Origin of the sequence: Okeania sp. SIO2B9 (genome assembly GCF_010672505.1) — a bacterium.
GTDB classification, from domain to species: domain Bacteria; phylum Cyanobacteriota; class Cyanobacteriia; order Cyanobacteriales; family Microcoleaceae; genus Okeania; species Okeania hirsuta.
The window spans coordinates 1-1,855 of record NZ_JAAHGK010001415.1 but is presented as its reverse complement, the minus strand read 5'-3'; the positions used below and the strand labels follow the sequence as shown (position 1 = coordinate 1,855).

General features: G+C 41.6%; 1 protein-coding gene. It reads left to right on the top strand.

Annotated elements, in window-relative coordinates; genetic code table 11:
* A partial coding sequence (locus F6K13_RS31275) for a calcium-binding protein (RefSeq protein ID WP_287289597.1) occupies positions 1-1,630 on the top strand: 1,630 nt, incomplete at its 5' end.
* Positions 1,631-1,855 lie beyond the last annotated feature (225 nt).

Here is a 1,855-nt window from a genome sequence, read left to right as displayed (position 1 = left end):
TGTCTCAGTTATTTCAGTATTATTAGGAAATGGAGATGGCTCTTTTGCTGCTCCTACTAATTTTGAGTTAGGAGATGAACTACGCTCAATAACAGTAGGAGAATTTAATGGAGATGACAATCTCGACTTAGCTGTGGCCAATTATTTCTTCGCTGATGTGTCAGTGTTATTAGGAAATGGAGATGGCTCTTTTGCTGCTCCTACTAATTTTGAGGTAGGAGATTTCCCACTGTCAATAGCAGTAGGAGAATTTAATGGAGATGGCAATCTCGACTTAGCTGTGACTAATGAATTTGATGTGTCAGTGTTATTAGGAAATGGAGATGGCTCTTTTGCTGCTCGTACTAATTTTGAGACAGGATATGACCCAACCTCAATAGCAGTAGGAGAATTCAATAGAGATGGCAATCTCGACTTAGCCACAACTCATGGTTTCTCCAATGATGTGTCAGTGTTATTAGGAAATGGAGATGGCTCTTTTGCCAATCCTACTACTTTTGCAACAGGAGGTTATCCAGGGTCAATAGCAGTAGGGGAATTCAATGGAGATGACTATCTCGACTTAGTTATGACTAATTCCCATGATGTTGTCTCAATACTACTCAATACTACCGGACCTCCTGGCACTCCAGAAGACGATAATCTCTCTGGCACCTCCAGAAACGAATTGATAGATGGATTAGCAGGCAATGATACTATTGACGGTGCAGGGGGAAATGACACTCTTCTAGGCAATACTGACAACGACTCCCTCATAGGTGGTGCTGGCGACGATCAACTCGATGGCGGCTCAGGAATAGACATGATGATTGGTGGGCCGGGGAATGACTATTATGTGGTAGATAACTCAGAAGATACCGTCACAGAATTAGCCGATGCAGGTAATGATACTGTCAACTCCTCTATCACTTACACTCTAGGAGATAACTTAGAAAATCTCAATCTCACAGGCAACGATGCAATTAATGGTACAGGTAATAGCCTAGATAATACCATCACAGACAATATAGCAAATAATCGTGTTAATGGTAACGACGGCAATGACATTCTCAAAGCTGGAGGTGGTGACGATACTGTTAATGGTGGTAGTGGTGCAGACCAAATCATTGGTGGTAGAGGCAATGACCTGTTGCGTGGTAACGACGGCAATGACACTCTCGAAGGTCGCCCTGGGTTTGATATCTTACTCGGTGGCAATGGCGACGATATTTTAACAGGAGGTATTGGTCGCGATCGCCTCAATGGAGGTGCAGGCAACGACACTCTCACCGGTGGAGCAAGCATTGACCGCTTCATTTTCAACACTAACCAAGAGTTTGAAACCCCTACAATAGGTATAGATACAATCACAGATTTTGATGTACAACGAGACTTGATTTTGTTAGACAAAAAAACATTCACTGCTTTAGAGAGTGATGCAGGTGAAGGTTTCAGTGTGGAAACAGACTTTGCCATAGTTGAAAGTGATGATGCTGTTGCCACTAATGGTGCTTTTATTGTTTATAATTCTGCCAGTGGCGCATTATTTTATAATCCTAATGGTAGTGAATCTGGTTTAGGAGATGGTGCTCAATTTGCCGTTTTGAATAATGATGCTTCTCTGGAAGCGAATAATTTTCAAATTAGGTAGTAAAATTAATTGGCTAAATATTGCTACAAAATGAGCAACTAATTAGGATTTGCTGAAAAAGTCTTATGAGTGAGGGTAGGAGACAAGAGACAGGAGACAGGAGACAGGAGAAATGGGAATTATAGAGGAGGTAGTCGGAAAAATTGTCCCTCAATTTTTCTGCCATAACCATCCCAAAATACTAGCTTTTTGCAGCTCTTGCCACTGAAAAGCTGGTACTTTTTT